The sequence below is a fragment of the Sphingomonas sp. genome (assembly GCF_042091075.1).
Taxonomy (GTDB): domain Bacteria; phylum Pseudomonadota; class Alphaproteobacteria; order Sphingomonadales; family Sphingomonadaceae; genus Sphingomonas.
Window position 1 is genome coordinate 1 of sequence record NZ_JBELIE010000063.1, and the last position, 17,661, is coordinate 17,661.

Consider the following 17,661-nt stretch of genomic DNA (forward strand, 5'->3'; position numbering starts at 1 on the left):
ACCAGCACGCCGCCTACTCGCAGCTTTCGAACGAGGTGGCGCAGGGCCTGCCGCGCGACAATGAGCGCCATCGCGTCGCGCTGCTGGTGCCCCTGTCGGGCGCCAACGCCGGAGTCGGCCGCAGCCTAGCCAACGCCACCCAGCTCGCGCTGCTCGACACCCGGAATCAACAGGTGCGGATCACCAGCTACGACACCGCCACCGGGGCGGGGGCGGCGGCGCAGCGGGCGATCGCGGATGGGGCGCAACTGATCCTCGGCCCGTTGCTGGCGGACGATGTGCGCGTCGTCGGCCCGATCGCCCGGGCGGCGGGCGTGCCGGTATTGTCCTATTCCAACGATGTCAGCGTCGCTGGCAACGGTGCCTACCTGCTGGGTTACGCGCCGGCGCAGGCGATCGAGCGTGTCGTCGCTTACGCCAGTGGCAAGGGGATCAGCAATTTCGGCGGGCTGGTGCCGAACGCCCTGTACGGCAGCCGCGCCTCGACCGCCTTCCTGCGCGCCGTCGAACAGGCGGGCGGGCGGGTCACCTCGTTGCAGACCTATGATCGTGGATCGGGCGCGGTCGCCGGGGCGGTGCAGCGCATGGCCAAGGACGCGCCGTTCGGGGCGGTGCTGATCGCGGACGGCGCGGCGCAGGCGAATGCCGCCGCGCCGTTGCTGCGCCGCGCGAGCCCGTCGACGCAGCTGCTCGGCACCGAATTGTGGAATTCGGACAACAATATCGCCACCGCCACCGCGCTGAATGGCGCGTGGTTCGCGAGCGTGCCGAATGCGATGTACCGGCAATATGCGCGCAATTATCGCACGCGCTTCGGCACCTCGCCCTATCGCCTGTCCAGCCTGGGGTACGATTCGGTCCTGCTGGTGGTGCGTATCGCGCGTGACTGGCAAACGAACACGCGCTTTCCCGAGGCGCGGTTGCGGGATGCGGATGGCTTCGTCGGAATCGACGGGGCGTTCCGCTTCGGGCGCGACGGCGTCGCCGAGCGCGCGCTGGAGGTGCAGGAAATCCGGGGCAATACCACCGTGACGGTGTCGGCCGCGCCGGTCGGGTTCGGCAAGTAACGGGGCGATCCGCCGGCGGAAGATCCCGGCCCGCGCCGGGATAACCGATCTGCCGAAAGTCCGTCGCGTCGCCCCGGCGATCGCCGGGGCCGTCGAATGCCGCTACCCCCGCACGACGCGGGGCAGGATCGCGTCGAGCAGCAGGATCCCCGCGTCGGTCACACGTAGCCAATCCCCGTCGCGCTCCAGCAGCCCCGGCAGCGCGTCGATCGCCGCCTCGTCCACCAGCGCCGCGACGGGCATGCCGCTGATCCGCGCGATCCGTGCGAGATCGACTCCCTCCGCCAGGCGAAGCCCCATCAGCAGCGCCTCATGCGCGCGGGCTTGCGGTGCCAACGGCTCCTCGCTCTCGATCCCGTGGCAATGGCGATCGATCGCCGCCAGCCAGTTTTCAGGCTTGCGCCGCCGGACGCTGGCAAGCCGATGCCGCCGCCCGTGCGCGCCGGGGCCGATCCCGGCATAGTCGCGATAGCGCCAGTAAGCGAGATTGTGGCGGCTTTCAGCGCCGGGCCGGGCGTGGTTCGATACCTCATAGGCGGGGATGCCGGCGTCAGCGGTCATCGCGCGTGTCAGTTCGAACAGATCGGCGGCGGCATCGCCATCGGGGATCGTCAGCCGCCCCGCCGCCGCCTCGGTCGCGAAGCGGGTGCCGGGCTCGATCGTCAGCTGATATAGCGACAGATGCTCGGTCCCGAACGACAGCGCGCGGGCCAGCTCCGCTCGCCAGGCCTCGGCGGTCTGCGCCGGCCGGGCGTAGATCAGATCGAAACTGACCCGCGCGAAGGCGCGCTGCGCCACCGCCAGCGCCGCCAGTCCCTCACCCACGTCATGCGCGCGCCCCAGAAAGCGCAAGGCCGCGTCATCGAGCGCCTGTAGCCCCAGCGAGACGCGGTTGACCCCGGCGGCAGCGATATCGTCGAACCGCGCCGCCTCGACCGAGGAGGGATTGGCCTCCAGCGTGATCTCGATATCGCCATCCGGGCGCCATGCCTGAATGGCGGCATCGATGATCGCCGCGACCGTCGCGGGTGGCATCAGCGACGGCGTGCCGCCGCCGAAGAAGATCGATCCCAGCCGCCGCCCCGGCAGCAGCGCGGCCTCATGCGCAAGGTCGGCGAGCAGCGCGTCGCGCCAGCGCTGCTGGTCGACGGAGTCGCGGACATGGCTGTTAAAGTCGCAATAGGGGCATTTGGAGACGCAGAACGGCCAGTGGACGTAGAGCGCGAGCGGTGTGTCGTCGCCGTCGTGGGCGATGGGCGCGGAGGCGCCGGTCGCAGTGGAGGCATTGTCGGGCAGCATGGTCGCGCCGATATGGCGGCGATGCGACCGAAACGCCATGCCGCCGTCCCGATCCTGTCCGCGCTGCTGCTCGCGGGCTGTTCGGCCGGGGCGAGCGCGCCGCCGCGCGTGGTGGAGCCGCGGCCTGACAGCGCACCCGCGCCGCGGGGCACGGCGGCACTGCGCGCGGCGATGCTGACGGGCCATAACAGGGCGCGGGCGGCGGTCGGTGTCGCGCCGCTGGTGTGGGACGACACACTCGCGGCGGCGGCGCGGGATTATGCGCGGCAGATGGCGCGCACCGGGCGCTTCGCGCATGCCGAACAGTCGCAGGGGCCGAACCGGCAGGGGGAAAACCTCTTCACCGGCACGCGCGGCGCCTATCGTTATGATGAGATGGTCGATCTATGGGTCGATGAGCGCCGTGATTTCGCCAATCGCACGGTGCCGGGCGCATCCATATCGGGCAATTGGGCGGGGGTGGCGCATTATGTCCAGATCGTCTGGCGCGGCACCCGCGCGGTCGGCTGCGCGATGGCATCCGGCGCAAGCGACGATTATCTGGTGTGCCGGTACAGCCCAGCGGGCAATGTCGTCGGGCAAAAGGCGTTCTGAGGCGATCGCCTTCCAGCGAGTCCTGCCCGGCAAGGGGCGGAACGACGGGATATCGATCCGCCCCAGAACAATTCGCCCTAGAAGACTGCCGCGACCATCTGCCGGAAGGCATCGCCTCGGTGGCTGATGCCGTTCTTTTCGGCCTCGTCGATCTCGCCGAAGGTGCGGTCCTCGCCGACCGGCTGGAACACCGGATCATAGCCATGGCCCTTGTCGCCGCGCGGCGGCCAGACGAGCGTGCCGTCGACCCGACCCTCGAACCATTCGACATGGCCATCGGGCCACGCCAGCGCCAGCGCACAGACGAAATGCGCGTCGCGCGGTGCATCGGGGATCGCGCGCAGCTTCTCCTCGATCAGCCGCATCGCCATTCCGAAATCGCGCTGCTCGCCGCCCCAGCGTGCCGAGAAGATGCCCGGATCGCCGTTCAGCGCATCGACGCACAGGCCGCTGTCGTCGGCCAGCGCGGGCAGCCCCGCCAGGTCCGCCGCCGCCCGCGCCTTCAGCTCGGCGTTCATCACGAAGGTGGTGCCGGTCTCCTCCGGTTCGGGCAGGTCGAGCGCGCCGGCGGAGACGACGTCCAGCCCGCGCCCTTCCAGCAGCGCCGCGATCTCGCGCACCTTGCCCGCATTGTGGCTGGCGATCACCAGCTTGCCGGGTTGCAGCTTGCGGATCGCCTGCGGCTCGGCGCCCTCACCGCTCATGCGACCGCCTTTGCCTGTGCGGCGAAGATCTCGGTACAGCCGATGCGCGCCAGCCGCAGCAATCGCAGCAGCGCCTCTTCGTCATAAGTGGCGTGTTCGGCGGTCGCCTGCACTTCGGCGATATGGCCGTTTTCCAGCAGGACGAAATTGGCGTCCGCGTCGGCGTTCGAATCCTCGTCGTAATCGAGGTCGAGCACTGGCTGGCCCTGATAGATGCCGCAGGAAATCGCGGCGACCTGCTGTCGGATCGGATTGGCGGTCAGCTTGCCCTCCGCCACCAGCTTGTCCACCGCCAGCCGCAGCGCGACCCATGCGCCGGAGATCGACGCGGTGCGCGTGCCGCCATCCGCCTGGATCACGTCGCAATCGATCGTGATCTGCCGCTCGCCCAGCAACGCCATGTCGGTCACCGCGCGCAGGCTGCGCCCGATCAGCCGCTGAATCTCCTGCGTCCGCCCGGATTGCTTGCCCTTCGCGGCCTCGCGGCTGCCGCGCGTGTGGGTCGCCCGCGGCAGCATGCCATATTCGGCGGTCACCCAGCCCTGCCCCTTGCCGCGCAGGAATGGCGGCACCCGTTCCTCCACCGAGGCGGTGACCAGCACCTTGGTATCGCCGAAGCCGATCAACACCGATCCTTCCGCATGACGGGTGAAACGGGGCTCGATCGTGATCGCGCGCATCTGGTCTGGGGCGCGGCCGCTGGGGCGCATGACAGTCTCCTGAAAACCGGGATGGCCCGCCCTAGGGGGTCAGGCGTCAGGCAACAAGAGCGTCCTCGCCGGGGCGCGTCAGCCATTGCCGCGCCGCGCCGGCGTCCTCGAACAGGCGCAGATAGGGCTGCGTCATCACCCGACGCACCTGCGCGCGCATGATCGTATGCGTGGCGACGATGCCGATTCGGCTGGCGCGCGGGAAGTGCCCCAGCGCCCCCTCGAACGCGAGCAGGGTGGCGCGGGGTTGCGCGATGCAGGCGCGCATGTCGATCAGCAGCCGGTAGCCGGGGCGGAAGCGCTCGCGCAGAAAGGCCTGATGCAGGTCCGCCGAATAGATCGCGACTTCCTCGGGCGTGAAGATGCGCTGCCATTCGATATCTAACAAGTTGAGAAGATGGTCGAATTGATACCGATACATGATGTTCCCCCACGATCACGGATTGCCGGGGGAAGGTTGCCAGATGATGAAGTCCGGGCCGTTGAGACGCCCGGCTGTGTACCCTACATGCAGATCATGGTCGCTACGCCTCCGATCACCGAGCTGACCGATCGCGCGCGCGATATCTTTCGCCGCGTCGTCGACGGCTATCTCGAGAGCGGGCAGCCGGTCGGATCGAAGACGCTGGCGCAGGCGGGATTGAATCTGTCGCCGGCATCGATCCGCCACGTGCTGGCGCAGCTGGAGACGCTGGGTCTGCTCGCCGCGCCGCACACTTCGGCGGGACGCATGCCCACCGATGCCGGGCTGCGCCTGTTCGTCGACGGCATGATGCAGGCGCACGAGCCGACGCAGGAGGAGCGCGCGCAGATCGAGGCGCGGGCGGAAACGCATGGCCCGGTCGAAGAGGCGCTGGCGGCGACCACCGCCGCGCTGTCCGGCCTGTCGGCCTGTGCCGGGCTGGTGATGGTGCCGAAGCGCGAGGCGGTGCTGCGCTCGATCGGTTTTGTCCCGCTGGGGCAGGCGCAGGCGCTGGCGGTGCTGGTGGCGGAGGACGGTTCGGTCGAGAATCGGGTGATCGACCTGCCCGCCGGGGTGCATCCGGGGGCGCTGGTGGAGGCGGGCAATTACATGACCGCCCGGCTCGGCGGATTGACCCTGGGGGAGGCGCGCCAGCGGCTGGACAGGGAAATGGCGGCGGGGCGCAGCGCGCTCGACACGGCCGCACGCGCACTGGTCGAGCGCGGGCTGGCGGTGTGGAGCGAGGACGGCGCGCGCCGCCCCGTGCTGATCGTGCGCGGACAGGGGCGGCTGCTCGACGATGCCGACGCGGCGCATATCGAGCGCGTACGCGGGCTGCTCGACGATCTGGAAGGAAAACAGGAGATCGCGGCGCTGCTGGACAGTGCCCGTGCGGGCGATGCCACGCGAATCTTCATCGGGGCGGAGAATAATCTGTTCACGCTGAGTGGGTCGTCGGTGATTGCCAAGCCGTTTCGCGGCATCGACGGGCGGGTGGTTGGCGTGGTGGGGGTGATCGGCCCGACTCGGTTGAACTATGCGCGTGTCGTACCCATGGTGGATTTCACCGCGGCGACGCTGGCCCGCCTGATGGGGTAGCGCGACCGTCGCATCGCCCTTGCGCGACACTCGAACGATAAGACAGGGACCGAATGACCGATACCGAGAAGCCCGCCGACGACCTGCGGGAGGAAACCGCCGAAACCGCACCCGAAGTAGCCGAGCACGATCGCGCGGCCGCGCGCATCGCGGAGCTGGAGGATCAGCTTGCCGCCGCCAAGCAGGAGACGCTGTACGCGCATGCCGATATCCAGAACGTACGGCGGCGGGCGGAAAAGGACGTGGCGGATGCGCGCGCCTATGCCGCGAGCGCTTTCGCGCGCGACGTGCTGTCCGTCGCGGACAATCTGGAGCGCGCGCTGGGGGCGATCCCGGCGGAGCTGCGAGACGATGACAAGTGGAAGGGGCTGGTGACGGGGCTGGACGCCACCGGGCGGGAGCTGGAAAGCGTCTTCGGCCGCCACGGCATCACCCGCATCCAGGCGATGGGCGAGCCACTCGATCCCAACCGGCATCAGGCGATGATGGAGGTGCCGAGCGATGCGGCGCCGGGCACCGTGGTGCAGGAGATGCAGGCGGGCTGGATGATCAAGGACCGGCTGTTGCGCCCTGCGCTGGTCGGCGTGGCGAAGAAGCCCGACTGATGATGAGGTCGGGTGGTGGCGCAGGTCAGACCTGCGCCGCCCGCAGCGCGGCGTTGATCCGCGCCTGCCACCCCGGCCCGGTGGCGCGAAACTTCTCCAGCACGTCCTGATCGAGCCGCAGCGTCACTTGCTTTTTCGTCGGCGCCTTTTGCGCGCCGCGCGTGCTGGGGAAGGCGGCGAGAATATGCGGCGGCAGCTCGGACGGCGGCAGCGCGCGCGCGAAGTCCTCCTCGGTCCATTCCGGATTGTCGTCATCGAAAATGACAGGGGGATGTTCAGAGCCCATAACGTCGCATCTCCTTCGCATGCGCGCGGCGCAAACTTATCGCACGGACCCGTCCGCCGCGATCGACGGCTGCGAGGCAATGCGGCTGGCCATCGATCAGCCCGTACAGCCGATACCTCGGTTCATCGAAGCGCTGTCGATCATCGACGAACGCGCGAATGTCGAGTTCCCCCGCACGCCGCAACGACAGGCCGTGCTTCGCGATATTGGCCTTATCCTTAGCGGGGTCGAACTCGATGTCCATGCCAAATCGTAGTGACGATCTGCGCCGCCGTCGATCGGGTGATCGCCCGCGCGGACCCAATATGGGCAGGTCGCTCGGCATAGGACCGAGGTGATGGATGTGGCGTCGCATGCCCGATATCCGCGCCTCGTCATCATGGCGGCGCCCGGCGCGTGAGGCTGGACCGTCCTTGATCACCCGCTAAAGTGGCGTGCATGAACGACAATCTCAGTGCCGATCGCCCCACATTTGTCTCGCATCTCGAATGCTCGATGACGGGGGAGCGGTATGATGCGGACACGTTGCACAATTTGTCGCGGGTCGGCCGGCCGTTGCTGGTGCGCTACGATCTCGCCGGGGTAGGCGCCGCCTTGTCGCGTGACGCGCTGGCGGCGCGCGGCACCGACCTGTGGCGCTGGCGCGAGTTGCTGCCCGTTCGCCGGACCGCGAATATCGTCAGCCTCGGGGAGGTGGAGACGCCCCTGATCCCGATCGCGCGCAGCGGCGGCGCGAACGTCTGGGTGAAGGACGAGGGGCGTTTGCCCACCGGCAGCTTCAAGGCGCGCGGGCTCGTCATGGCGGTGGCGATGGCGAAGGAACTGGGTGTCACGCGGATCGCGATGCCCACCAACGGCAATGCCGGCGCGGCGCTGGCGGCCTATGCCACGCGCGTGGGGATCGAAACGATCGTCTTCTGCCCGGAAGACACACCTGAGGTGAATGTTCGCGAGATCGCGGTGCAGGGCGCGCGCGTCTGGCGGGTCAACGGCCTGATCGACGATTGCGGCGCGATCGTCGCCAAGGGGGCGGCGGAAGGGCGCTGGTTCGACGTCTCCACGCTGAAGGAGCCGTATCGGATCGAGGGCAAGAAGACGATGGGCCTGGAACTGGCCGCGCAGCTGGGCTGGCGGCTGCCCGATGTGATCTTCTATCCCACCGGCGGCGGCACCGGGTTGATCGGCATGTGGAAGGCGTTTGACGAGCTGGAACGGCTCGGCTGGATCGGGCCGGCGCGACCGCGCATGTATGCGGTCCAGGCGGCGGGCTGCGCGCCGATCGTGCGCGCGTTCGAGGCGGGCGAGGAACATGCGGAGCGCTGGGAGGATGCGCATACCATCGCCGCGGGCATCCGGGTGCCGCGCGCAGTGGGCGACTTTCTGATCCTGCGGGCGGTGCGCGAAAGCGGCGGGAAGGCGCTGGCGGTGGGCGACCCGGCGATCCTGCATGCGGTGGACGAGTGCGCTCGTCGCGACGGTTTGCTGCTATGCCCGGAGGGTGGGGCGACGCTGGCTGCCTATCATCAGGCACTGCGCGATGGCGAGGTGGACGAAGAGGAAGAGGTGGTGCTGTTCAATTGCGCTACCGGCCTGAAATACCCGATGCCGACCGCCGAACAGCGGCTGGATCGACACCAGCCGATCGATTTCGACCGGCTGTGATCCGTCAGATCAATTGGGCGCGCAGGCGCGACGGCGTTCGGTGCCCTTGGGCGTCAGCACCAGATGGCCGAGCCGTTCGCGAATAAAACCTTGTTCGAGCAGCAGCCGGATCGCTTCCGGATCGTGGCCGCGAGAGATGATGAGCGTGGCGCCCGCGCTTCGCGCGGTCCATAGAATCCGTTCCATCAGTTCGGCCAAAGGCCGGGTCGTGGCATTGGTCGTCATGATCCTCACCCCCCACGGGCGCGTGACCGACTCGGCTGGTCACGAAGGGGATAAAGGCAACTAAAAAGGTCAATAGGTCAACTACCCGCGCGTCGAATCGGGCACTTCTGCGGCTCAGGCGTTTCGCAAGTCAGATAAGCAGCGAAAACATACAAGCCTGACGGGCCATCGTGCCCGCAGGTCAAGTTCCTGTTCTTCCCCGCCCCCCGGGGCCGCGCGTCGTGTGGACAAGCGCGAGGCCCCGGGGGGGGGGGATATATCGGGCGTGAGTGGTGCCGGACGGATCAGAACCGCGTGCGCAGCGTCACGCCATAGGTACGCGGCTCCGCGAGGAAAGCGGAGAACAGCTGGTTGCCGGTGCCGCCGAATGCCTGCACCTGCTGCTGGTTGCCGGCGCCCTGGAAGGGCGAGTTGAACGCCACCTGCGTGTAGTTGGTATCAAGCAGGTTCTGCGCCCACAATTCGATCGCCCAGCGCTCGTCACGCCCGCGCAGACCGACGCGCGCATTCACCAGCGTGAAGCCGTCCTGCATCTTCTCGGCGAACAGGTCCGACCCGGTGTTGTAGTCAGAGGTCGTGCGCTGATCGACGTAGAATAGCGCGCTCATGCCGTTGCCGCCGATCTCCGGCGTCCAGCTGACCGAGGACGTGATGACGTTGCGCGGCGCATTCGACATCTGCGATCCTGACAGCAGGAACAGCGCCGGATCGAGCGCCGCGCCAGCGTCCGAACCGACCAGGTTGCGGCGGTATTTGGTGTCGGCGAAGGTATAGCCGATCGCCACCGCCAGGTTGCGCGCGGGATAGAAGCCCGCCTCCGCCTCGACGCCCTGGCTGAGCACGCCATATTTCACGTCGCCGGTGCAGGCGCCGGTCGCGGCGCTATTGTCCTGATCCGCTCCGTTCAGGCCGTTCGAGCAGCTGCCGATGTTCTCGACGACATAATTGGTACCGTTGAAGGTATTCAGCTGGAAGTTTTTGAACTCCGAACGGAAGCCGGCGATGTTGAACGTGAACTGACGGCTGGAATATTTCAGGCCGACTTCATAGGCGTTGACGGTTTCCGGATCGAACCGGAGCCGCGCGCCGGTGGCGTTGGGGATCGTCGCCGGATTATAGGCGTCGCCCAGATCCGAGCGATCGAGGTTGTAGCCGCCCGCCTTGTAGCCGCGCGAATAGCTGGCATAGGTCATCAGGCGGTCGGTCGGTTTCCACGACAGCACCGCCGTGCCGGTCACCTGGTCTTCCTTGAAGCGGTCATTCAGCGTGCGGCCGTTGAGCGCCGCCGACGAATTGCCGGTACAGGCCAGCGTCGCGATGCCGCGAGTCAGCGCGGCAAGCTGCGCATTGTTGAACAGGTTGCCCGCCGGGCCGGCGCCGAGCAGCCCCTGGATCTGCGGGCAGACGGTGTTGTTGTTGCCGAACGTCGCGTCGAAGCGCTTGCGCTCCTGGGTCCAGCGCAGGCCGGCGGTGAACGACAACCGGTCGGTCAGCTTCACGATATTGTGCGTGAAGAAGGCGAGGCTCTGGCTGTTCTGGCGATAGACGTCGCGGGTCGTGCCGACGTTGTTGACCGTGCCGAGCAGGTCGATCGCCGGCAGGATCACGCCCGATGCCGCGCCCAGGCCGGCGGCGATCGCCTGGCGCCCGCTGGCGCCGCCCAGCGCCGCCAGCGGGGTGGTGCCCAGGCAGCCCGGATTGGCGGGGTTGCGCAGCGCCGCCAACGGATTGATCGTCGCGACGATGCGGCAGGCGGCGAATGCGCCATAATCGCTACCGAATTTCAGGTTGTCGACGACTTCAAGGTCTTCGTTGGAGAAGAAGCCGCCGACCAGCCAGTTGAGGCGGTCGCCGAACGCCTCGCCATTCAGTCGCACTTCCTGCGTGAAGGTGTGGAACTGGCGGTAGTTGTTGCCGTCCGCCGGGCGATCGCCGATATCGAGCACGTTATAGTCGATATCGGTCGCGCCCGCCGACTTATATTCGCGATAGGCGGTGATCGAGGTCAGCGACGCGCCGCCAAGATTCCAGTCGATCTGGGCCGACCCGCCATAGTCCTTGGTTACGTTCGAATAAGCCTTGCCGGGCGAGAAAGCGATACGACGGCTGTAAGGATCGCTGCCGCTGGGGAAGGCACTGCCCGCCGGATAACCGCGCAGCGCCGCGATCGAATTGATGACATCGACGATGCGGTTGCCGGCCGGGTTGATCGCATAATCGCCCGCCACGCCCGGCGTCGGGTCGGTCTTTTCCCGCGTATCGACATACACCGCGCCGCAGCACTTCTCGTCGCGGAAGGTATAGTCGCCGATCAGCCGCAGCGAGAAATCCGATGATGGTTCGAGCAGCAGCTGCCCGCGCACGAACCAGCGATTGCGATCGTTATAGTCCGTGTTGTTGACGACATCGCGATAGAAGCCGTCGCGCTTGGCGTAGACACCGTCGATGCGGAACGCCAGCAGGTCCTTGACGATCGGGCCGGTGATCGCCCCGGCCGCGCGGACCGCGTCGTAATTGCCGTAGCTCGCCTCTCCATAGCCGCCGAAATCGAACGACGGTGCCTTGGTATAGATGTTGATGGCACCCGCCGAGCTGTTGCGCCCCGACAGCGTGCCCTGCGGCCCGCGCAGCACCTCGATCCGGTCGACCTCGCCCAGATCGTTGAGGCCCGAGCCGGTACGGCTGCGGTAAACGCCGTCGATGAAGACCGCGACCGAGCTTTCGAGGCCGGGATTGTCACCGACCGTACCGATGCCGCGCACGCGCGCCGAGGCATTGGCTTCCGAGCCGGTGGAGGAGACGTTGAGCGACGGCGCCAGCTGCGCCATCTGGCGGATATCGGTCGCGCCGGAATTCTGCAGCGCTTCCTGATTGACCGCGTTGATCGAGATCGGCACGTCGGCCAGCCGCTCCGACCGGCGGGTCGCGGTGACGACGATGTCGCCCGCGCCCAGTTCCCGCGTGTCGCCGGCCTGCGCCGCGGCGGTGCTGGACTGGCCATCGACCGCGGCATTGGTGGTGACCGGGCTCGTCTGATCCTGAGCGCAGGCGGGAACGGCGGTGGCCAGCAGCGCGCCTGGCAGCGCGGCGGAGGACAGAAGAATGGTGGTCAGACGCATGGCGGCAAAGCCTCTCCCTATATAAACCCGAAGGTGTTCATGTCCGGATTTCGAAGATCCGGTATCGAGCCGGACTTAGCGTAGCCATGACAGTCGTCTAGAGAATTTACGCGCCGCGTAAGACATTTCGAAGCGGGGTGTCGCAAACATGCCACGGAATGGCCGTTGCGGACGGACCGGCCGCCGCGGCCGCCGTCCCCCCTTCCGCCAGGCCAAGGATGGCGGGTGAGGCAGGGAAAAGCCGTGCGTCGGTCGATCGCGGGGGCGACGTGACGCGCCGCTTCGACTATCGGGAAGGCCATGACGGGCCGTTTCGACCACCTTCCCCACCGCCGCGCGATCGTTGACCGGCGCCAGCTTGCCGAGGCGCTGGCCGCGCTGGAGGGCGATGACGCCACCGCGCTGCGGCGACTATCAAGCGCGATCCTGCGCGACGCTCTGGCGGCGGGGCGCGCCGAGATCTCGCGGCGGCTGGAGGCGCATCCCTCGCGCGGGCTGGAGGCGGCGAACGCGCAGGCGTATCTGATCGATCGGCTGCTGATCGTGCTGGCCGATTTCACGACGCAGCGCCTGTATCCGCTGAGCAACCCGACCGCGTCGGAACGGCTGCTGCTGATCGCGGTCGGCGGTTACGGGCGGGGCGAGATGGCGCCCTTCTCCGACGTCGATATCGGCTTCGTGACGCCCTGGAAGCAGACGCCCTGGGCCGAGCAGGTGATCGAATCGATGCTCTACACCCTGTGGGATCTGGGGTTGAAGGTTGGGCATTCCAGCCGCTCGCTCGACGAGATGGTGCGGCAGGCGAACGGCGACGTCACGGTGCGCACCGCGTTGCTGGAGGGGCGTTACGTGTGGGGCGACGAAGGCCTGTACGCCGATGCCACGCGGCGATTCCGCGACGAGGTGCGCCGCGGCACCGAGCGCCGGTTCATCGCCGACAAGCTGGAGGAGCGCAACCTGCGCCACGTCCGTATGGGCGATACCCGCTATGTCGTCGAACCCAATGTGAAGGAGGGCAAGGGCGGCCTGCGCGATCTGCACGCGCTGTTCTGGATCGGCAAATATGTCTACGACGTGCAGCGCGCGGTGCAGCTTGTCGAGCTGGGGCTGTTCACGCGCGAGGAATATCGCCTCTTCCACCGCGCCGAAAATTTCCTGTGGGCGGTACGCTGTCACCTGCATCTGATCGCTGGGCGTGGCGAGGATCGGCTGACGTTCGACTATCAGCGCGAGATCGCCGAGCGGATGCGCTATGCCGCGCGGCCCGGCAAACCGGCGGTCGAGCGGTTCATGCAATTCTACTTTTTGCAGGCAAAGACGGTCGGTTCGCTGACCGGACTGTTCCTCGCGCATCTGGAGGAGCGCTTCACGCGGCGCCGCTACAAGCTGCCCGCGCTGCGCCGCGCGCCGCAGCGGCTGAATGGATTCGTGATCGACCGGCATCGCATCGCGCTGCCGGACGAGGATTTCTTCCGCGAGGATCCGGTCCGACTGATCGAGGTGTTCGCACTGGCGGCGCAACAGAAGCGTGAGATTCACCCGCTAGCGCTGCGCTGCGCCACGCGCGACGCGAAGCTGGCGGCGTCGGTGCGGCGCGATCCGCGCGCCAATGCGCTGTTCCTGGACCTGCTGACCAGTCGCAACGATCCCGAGCTGGTGTTGCGCTGGATGAACGAGACCGGCGTATTGGGGCGGTTCGTGCCCGATTTTGCGCGCGTCGTCGCGCAGATGCAGTTCGACATGTATCACCATTATACGGTCGACGAGCATACGATCCGCGCGATCGGGCTGCTCAGCCGGCTGGAAAAGGGGGAGCTGAGGCAGGATCATCCGCTGCCGACCGCGCTGATCGATCAGATCGTGTCGCGGCGCGTGCTGTATGTCGCGGTGCTGCTGCACGATATCGCCAAGGGGCGGGGCGGAGATCATTCGATCCTGGGTGCCGAAGTGGCGGAGCGATTGTGCCCGCGCTTCGGCCTGACCCCGGCGGAAACCGAGACGGTGGCGTGGCTGGTGCGCTGGCATCTGCTGATGTCCGCCACCGCCTTCCGCCGCGACCTGGCCGATTTCAAGACGATCCTCGATTTCGCCGAGATCGTGCAGAGCCCCGAACGGCTCCGGCTGCTGTTGGTGCTGACGGTCGTGGATATCCGCGCGGTGGGGCCGGGCACTTGGAACGGCTGGAAAGGCCAGTTGCTCGGCACCCTGTACGACAATGCCGAGGAAGTGCTGCGGCTGGGCCACAAGCAGCGCGGGCGCGTCGAGCGGCTGGAGGCGAAGCAGGCCGATCTTGCGCAGGCGATGGGCTGGGACGACGAGGCGCTGGCGGCCTATGTCCGCCGCTTCCCCGAGGCATATTGGATCGCGGAGCCGTCTGACGTGCTGGCGCATAATGCCGCCTTCGTGCACTCGGCGGGGAACCAGCCGCTGCAGATCGATGCGCAGGTCTATCTGGAACGGGGGGCGACGCTGATCACGGTCTACGCCGCCGACCATCCCGGTCTGTTCAGTCGGATCGCCGGGGCGATCCATGTCGCGGGCGGCAACATCATCGACGCGCGTATCCACACCACCCGCGACGGCATGGCGCTCGACAATTTCCTGGTCCAGGATCCGCTTGGCCGGCCGTTCGACGAGGCCGGGCAGGTCGAGCGGCTGAAGACCGCGATCGCCGACGCGCTGGCGGGGCGCGGCAAGCTGACCGACCGGCTGAAGGCCAAGCCGCTGCCGCGCGCGCGCGCCGATGCCTTTCGGATCGAGCCCAATGTGCTGGTCGACAACAAGGCCTCGAACCGCTTCACCGTGGTGGAGGTGGCGGCGCGGGACCGCCCGGCGCTGCTCAACCAGCTCGCCTATGCGCTGTTCGTGTCGAAGGTGACGATCCATAGCGCGCATGTCGCGACCTATGGCGAGCGCGCGGTCGACGTCTTCTATCTGACCGATCTGACGGGGGACAAATTGACCCCCGGCACGCGTGTGCGCACGCTGGAAAAGCGGCTGCTGGCGGCGGCGGCAGGGGTCGCGTACGAGGAAGCGGCATAGCGCCCGCTACCGCGCGTCAGACGACCCGGTACGGTACCACGCGCCGCACCTCGCCATCCACCGCGATCGCGCGGTCGGTGGGGGGGAAGGCGCGCTGGTCGCAATCGTCGCGGGGGCATAGCCGGCAACTGATCCCGATCGGGGTCGCCGGCCCCCGCGGATCGACCGCCTCCGCATAGACGAAGTCCGCCGCATGGCTCGCCTCGCATCCCAGCAGCACGGCGTAGCGGCGCGGGCTGCGGGCGAAACGGCCCGATGGCTTCACCAGTCCCTTCGCCATCGAGATGTAGCGCACCCCATCGGGCGTTTCCGCATATTGCACCAGGATACGATCGGGGATCGCGACCGCTTCATGGACGTGCCACAAGGGACAGGCGCCGCCGAAGCGCGCGAATTGCAGCCGCGTCGCGCTGTGCCGCTTGGTGATGTTGCCCGCCATGTCGACACGGCAGAAATAGAAGGGGATACCCTCTTCGCCCGGCCGTTGCAGCGTCGACAGCCGGTGGCACGCCTGTTCGAAGCTGACGCCGAAACGACGCGACAGGCGATCGATATCGTGCCGCATGCGCCGCGCCTCCGCCCGGAACGCCCGATACGGCATCACCAGCGCCCCGGCGGCATAATTGGCCAGCCCGATCGCGAGCAGCCGGCGCGCTTGCGGTTGCGCCAGCGGTGCGGCGGCGACGATCGTCGCGATCGGGCCGGCGAACGCAATCGCCGCCAGCCGGTGCGCGATCAGGAAGGCACGGCTTTCCGGTGGCAACGCCACATTGAGCGTCAGGGTCGCGCCGTCGAAGCGGGACAGCGGCGCCTCTTCGTCCGCATCGGTCGCGATCCTGATTCCGTGCCCGCGCAAGGCATCCGCCAGACCCCCCTGTGCGGACAGCGCCTCCGCCGCGCGATCGAGGATGTCGACGTAATTGCCGGCGTCGTGAAACCAGTCGCGCACCGCCTCCCACGGCAAACGTCCGCCGACGCCGGCGGTCATCGCTTCCTCCGCCAGCGCCGCGCGCTCCTCCGCCGTCCGCTTCGCGGCGTGGAGCGCGATCAGCCGGTCGGCGAGGTCGGGTTGCTCCTCCGCGATATGCGCGATCGTCTCCGCCGGCAGAGGCGCGACCGCAGGGTCAGCCAGCGCATGTCCCAGCGCCACCAGCCGCCGCGCCGGCGCCTCCCCCTCGATCCCCGCCAGCGCGGCAGGGAAATGCTGCGCGAGCGCGGCAGTGACCGCGGCGGTCAGCGGACGTTCGTCGCTTTCCAGTTGCGACAGATAGCTGACCGACAGACCCAGCCGCGTGGCCATCGCGCGCTGATTGAGGCCGGCGTCATGGCGCAGCGCGCGCAATTGGCGACCGGCGTAGAGGCGTTGCTTCATTCTTTCCCCATGACGCCGGCAGCGTAGTTCGCAACTTTGCTCTTCGCAACTTCGCAACTTCACATTTGCCCTGGCGACCGCGGCACGGCAGGTAGGCAAGCCCAGCGTGCCCGGAGAGATGGATGTCGTCGACGATCGCCGAACTTGAGAAAAAGCGCGCCGCCGCCCGGATCGGTGGCGGACAGGCGCGGATCGATGCGCAGCATGCCAAGGGCAAGCTGACCGCGCGCGAGCGGCTCGACGTGCTGCTCGACGAAGGCAGTTTCGAGGAGCTCGACATGTTCGTTGAGCACAATTGCGTCGATTTCGGGATGCAGGATCAGGTGATCCCCGGCGATGGCGTGGTCACCGGATCGGGCACGATCAACGGCCGGCTGGTGTTCGTGTTCAGCCAGGACTTTACCGTCTTCGGCGGCTCGCTGTCCGAACGGCATGCGCAAAAGATCTGCAAGATCATGGACATGGCGATGAAGGTCGGCGCGCCGGTGATCGGCTTGAACGACAGTGGCGGCGCGCGCATCCAGGAAGGGGTCGCGTCGCTGGGCGGCTATGCCGAGGTATTCCAGCGCAATGTGCTGGCAAGCGGGGTGGTGCCGCAGCTCAGCCTTATCATGGGGCCATGCGCGGGCGGGGCGGTATACTCGCCGGCGATGACCGACTTCATCTTCATGGTGAAGGATTCGAGCTATATGTTCGTCACCGGCCCTGATGTGGTGAAGACGGTGACCAACGAGGTGGTGACCCAGGAGGCGCTGGGCGGTGCGGTGACGCACACCACCAAGACCAGCGTCGCCGATGTCGCTTTCGAGGACGATATCGAGGCGTTGCTCGCGGCACGCGACTTCATCGACTTCCTGCCCGCATCGAATCGCGAGGGGGTGCCGGAGCGGCCGACCGACGATCCGTGGGATCGGGCCGAGGACAGCCTCGACACGCTGATCCCGGCCAGCGCCAACCAGCCCTACGACATGCACGAGCTGATCCGGAAGGTTGTCGACGAAGGCGATTTCTTCGAAGTGCAGCCGGCGCATGCGGGCAATGTGATCTGCGGCTTCGGCCGGATCGAGGGGCGGACGATCGGCATCGTCGCCAACCAGCCGATGGTGCTGGCGGGGGTGCTCGATATCAATTCGTCGAAGAAGGCGGCACGGTTCGTGCGTTTCTGCGATGCGTTCGATATCCCGATCATCACCTTCGTCGACGTGCCCGGCTTCCTGCCCGGCACCGCGCAGGAACATAACGGCATCATCAAACATGGCGCGAAGCTGCTGTTCGCTTATGCCGAGGCGACTGTGCCCAAGATCACCGTCATCACGCGCAAGGCCTATGGCGGCGCGTACGACGTGATGGCGTCGAAGCACCTGCGCGGCGACCTCAACTATGCCTGGCCCACCGCCGAGATCGCGGTGATGGGC

16 protein-coding genes are annotated in these 17,661 nt (G+C 67.5%); 7 read left to right on the top strand and 9 right to left on the bottom strand.

The genetic code is table 11. The annotated features are described in order from the left end of the window. The coding region (locus ACFDSW_RS08210) for a penicillin-binding protein activator (protein WP_375249799.1) at positions 1-1,067 on the top strand (1,067 nt) is incomplete at its 5' end. 102 nt (positions 1,068-1,169) lie between these two features. On the opposite strand, the gene hemW is transcribed toward ACFDSW_RS08210, so the two are convergent. Further along, the gene (gene hemW / locus ACFDSW_RS08215) at positions 1,170-2,405 is read right to left on the bottom strand and encodes a radical SAM family heme chaperone HemW (protein WP_375249800.1); all 1,236 of its coding nucleotides are present in this window, start codon (positions 2,403-2,405) and stop codon (positions 1,170-1,172) included. On the opposite strand from hemW, the gene ACFDSW_RS08220 reads away from it, so the two are divergent. Next, entirely contained in the window at positions 2,388-2,960 is a 573-nt protein-coding gene (locus ACFDSW_RS08220) for a CAP domain-containing protein (RefSeq protein ID WP_375249801.1), read from the top strand. The two genes, hemW and ACFDSW_RS08220, sit on opposite strands and share 18 nt — an antisense overlap. A 77-nt stretch (positions 2,961-3,037) precedes the next feature. On the opposite strand, the gene rdgB is transcribed toward ACFDSW_RS08220, so the two are convergent. Genes rdgB through ACFDSW_RS08235 form a run of 3 tightly spaced genes read right to left on the bottom strand, consistent with a single transcriptional unit; the run spans position 3,038 to position 4,762 of the window. Next, positions 3,038-3,664, bottom strand: a complete 627-nt coding sequence (rdgB, locus tag ACFDSW_RS08225; RefSeq protein WP_375249802.1) for an RdgB/HAM1 family non-canonical purine NTP pyrophosphatase — start codon at positions 3,662-3,664, stop codon at positions 3,038-3,040. Next, positions 3,661-4,374, bottom strand: coding sequence for a ribonuclease PH (gene rph / locus ACFDSW_RS08230; RefSeq protein ID WP_375249803.1), 714 nt, complete (start codon positions 4,372-4,374; stop codon positions 3,661-3,663). Before rph ends, rdgB begins: the two co-directional genes overlap by 4 nt. Positions 4,375-4,420: 46 nt before the next feature. After that, positions 4,421-4,762, bottom strand: a complete 342-nt coding sequence (locus ACFDSW_RS08235) for an STAS/SEC14 domain-containing protein (RefSeq protein ID WP_375249804.1) — start codon at positions 4,760-4,762, stop codon at positions 4,421-4,423. Positions 4,763-4,891: 129 nt separating this feature from the next. Here ACFDSW_RS08235 and hrcA point away from each other — a divergent pair, with 129 nt between their 5' ends. Both hrcA and grpE read left to right on the top strand, forming a co-directional pair. Next, the gene (gene hrcA, locus ACFDSW_RS08240; RefSeq protein WP_375249805.1) at positions 4,892-5,935 is read left to right on the top strand and encodes a heat-inducible transcriptional repressor HrcA; all 1,044 of its coding nucleotides are present in this window, start codon (positions 4,892-4,894) and stop codon (positions 5,933-5,935) included. 53 nt (positions 5,936-5,988) lie between these two features. Next, on the top strand, positions 5,989-6,540 hold the full coding sequence (gene grpE, locus ACFDSW_RS08245) for a nucleotide exchange factor GrpE (RefSeq protein ID WP_375249806.1): 552 nt from the start codon (positions 5,989-5,991) through the stop codon (positions 6,538-6,540). Between the two features lie 25 nt (positions 6,541-6,565). Here grpE and ACFDSW_RS08250 read toward each other — a convergent pair whose 3' ends face one another. Then, positions 6,566-6,826 carry a BrnA antitoxin family protein gene (locus tag ACFDSW_RS08250; RefSeq protein WP_375249807.1) on the bottom strand — a complete coding sequence of 87 codons (261 nt, stop codon included), beginning with the start codon at positions 6,824-6,826 and terminating at the stop codon, positions 6,566-6,568. Beyond that, positions 6,816-7,181 (bottom strand): BrnT family toxin, encoded by a 366-nt coding sequence (locus ACFDSW_RS08255; protein ID WP_375249808.1) that lies wholly within the window; start codon positions 7,179-7,181, stop codon positions 6,816-6,818. The genes ACFDSW_RS08250 and ACFDSW_RS08255 overlap by 11 nt, the downstream gene beginning before the upstream one ends. An 83-nt stretch (positions 7,182-7,264) precedes the next feature. Here ACFDSW_RS08255 and ACFDSW_RS08260 point away from each other — a divergent pair, with 83 nt between their 5' ends. Continuing rightward, on the top strand, positions 7,265-8,488 hold the full coding sequence (locus ACFDSW_RS08260; protein WP_375249809.1) for a threonine synthase: 1,224 nt from the start codon (positions 7,265-7,267) through the stop codon (positions 8,486-8,488). Positions 8,489-8,497: 9 nt separating this feature from the next. On the opposite strand, the gene ACFDSW_RS08265 is transcribed toward ACFDSW_RS08260, so the two are convergent. Both ACFDSW_RS08265 and ACFDSW_RS08270 read right to left on the bottom strand, forming a co-directional pair. Further along, positions 8,498-8,713: a hypothetical protein gene (locus tag ACFDSW_RS08265; RefSeq protein WP_375249810.1), complete on the bottom strand. Its 216-nt coding sequence runs from the start codon at positions 8,711-8,713 to the stop codon at positions 8,498-8,500. A 284-nt stretch (positions 8,714-8,997) separates the two neighbouring features. Next, positions 8,998-11,832 carry a TonB-dependent receptor gene (locus ACFDSW_RS08270; protein WP_375249811.1) on the bottom strand — a complete coding sequence of 945 codons (2,835 nt, stop codon included), beginning with the start codon at positions 11,830-11,832 and terminating at the stop codon, positions 8,998-9,000. 300 nt (positions 11,833-12,132) lie between these two features. Between ACFDSW_RS08270 and ACFDSW_RS08275 the strand changes: the two genes are divergently transcribed. Then, positions 12,133-14,874: a [protein-PII] uridylyltransferase gene (locus ACFDSW_RS08275; protein WP_375249812.1), complete on the top strand. Its 2,742-nt coding sequence runs from the start codon at positions 12,133-12,135 to the stop codon at positions 14,872-14,874. Positions 14,875-14,890: 16 nt separating this feature from the next. Here the strand turns inward: ACFDSW_RS08275 and ACFDSW_RS08280 are convergent, their stop codons facing one another. Beyond that, positions 14,891-16,246 (bottom strand): short-chain fatty acyl-CoA regulator family protein, encoded by a 1,356-nt coding sequence (locus tag ACFDSW_RS08280; protein WP_375249813.1) that lies wholly within the window; start codon positions 16,244-16,246, stop codon positions 14,891-14,893. Positions 16,247-16,368: 122 nt separating this feature from the next. Here ACFDSW_RS08280 and ACFDSW_RS08285 point away from each other — a divergent pair. Further along, positions 16,369-17,661 (top strand): acyl-CoA carboxylase subunit beta (locus ACFDSW_RS08285; RefSeq protein ID WP_375249814.1); only part of this gene is annotated, 1,293 nt, incomplete at its 3' end.

What these genes read in the sequence shown, in the direction of transcription:
- ACFDSW_RS08220 (WP_375249801.1), top strand. Translation starts at nt 2,388, where the DNA reads ATGCGACCGAAACGCCATGCCGCCGTCCCGATCCTGTCCGCGCTGCTG.
- hemW (WP_375249800.1), bottom strand. Translation starts at nt 2,405, where the DNA reads ATGGCGTTTCGGTCGCATCGCCGCCATATCGGCGCGACCATGCTGCCC.
- rdgB (WP_375249802.1), bottom strand. Translation starts at nt 3,664, where the DNA reads ATGAGCGGTGAGGGCGCCGAGCCGCAGGCGATCCGCAAGCTGCAACCC.
- rph (WP_375249803.1), bottom strand. Translation starts at nt 4,374, where the DNA reads ATGCGCCCCAGCGGCCGCGCCCCAGACCAGATGCGCGCGATCACGATC.
- hrcA (WP_375249805.1), top strand. Translation starts at nt 4,892, where the DNA reads ATGGTCGCTACGCCTCCGATCACCGAGCTGACCGATCGCGCGCGCGAT.
- grpE (WP_375249806.1), top strand. Translation starts at nt 5,989, where the DNA reads ATGACCGATACCGAGAAGCCCGCCGACGACCTGCGGGAGGAAACCGCC.
- ACFDSW_RS08250 (WP_375249807.1), bottom strand. Translation starts at nt 6,826, where the DNA reads ATGGGCTCTGAACATCCCCCTGTCATTTTCGATGACGACAATCCGGAA.
- ACFDSW_RS08255 (WP_375249808.1), bottom strand. Translation starts at nt 7,181, where the DNA reads ATGCGACGCCACATCCATCACCTCGGTCCTATGCCGAGCGACCTGCCC.
- ACFDSW_RS08260 (WP_375249809.1), top strand. Translation starts at nt 7,265, where the DNA reads ATGAACGACAATCTCAGTGCCGATCGCCCCACATTTGTCTCGCATCTC.
- ACFDSW_RS08265 (WP_375249810.1), bottom strand. Translation starts at nt 8,713, where the DNA reads ATGACGACCAATGCCACGACCCGGCCTTTGGCCGAACTGATGGAACGG.
- ACFDSW_RS08270 (WP_375249811.1), bottom strand. Translation starts at nt 11,832, where the DNA reads ATGCGTCTGACCACCATTCTTCTGTCCTCCGCCGCGCTGCCAGGCGCG.
- ACFDSW_RS08275 (WP_375249812.1), top strand. Translation starts at nt 12,133, where the DNA reads ATGACGGGCCGTTTCGACCACCTTCCCCACCGCCGCGCGATCGTTGAC.
- ACFDSW_RS08280 (WP_375249813.1), bottom strand. Translation starts at nt 16,246, where the DNA reads ATGAAGCAACGCCTCTACGCCGGTCGCCAATTGCGCGCGCTGCGCCAT.